This window comes from Methylobacterium nigriterrae (assembly GCF_037106235.1).
Lineage (GTDB): Bacteria > Pseudomonadota > Alphaproteobacteria > Rhizobiales > Beijerinckiaceae > Methylobacterium > Methylobacterium nigriterrae.
In genome coordinates, this window is record NZ_JBAWTG010000872.1 from 1 (window position 1) to 271 (window position 271).

The window sequence follows — 271 nt, forward strand, 5'->3', positions numbered from 1 at the left end:
GCCGTACCCCAGAGGATGCCCTGCATGCGGCGCCGCTTCTCCAGGTTGCGGCACGCCAGGGCGATCACCACCGCGTTGTCGCCGCCCAGCAGGATGTCGATCAGAACGATCTGAAAGACCGCCGACCAGCTAAGCGTCTGCAGAAATTCGAGCATGGGGTCTCAGAGAAGTGTGGTGGCGGGAAGGCGGACCGACAGACTGGATGTCCCTGTTCGGATTACGGGTATTTTCGCATAGGAGGAGATCTCTATGGCATCTGAGAGGAGGATCG

Annotated in this window: 1 protein-coding gene; it reads right to left on the bottom strand. The window is 60.1% G+C overall.

Going from position 1 to position 271, the window contains the following annotated elements; genetic code table 11:
* On the bottom strand, nucleotides 1–155 hold a 155-nt coding region (locus WDW90_RS39505; RefSeq protein WP_431311230.1), incomplete at its 3' end, for a TerC family protein.
* Nucleotides 156–271 lie beyond the last annotated feature (116 nt).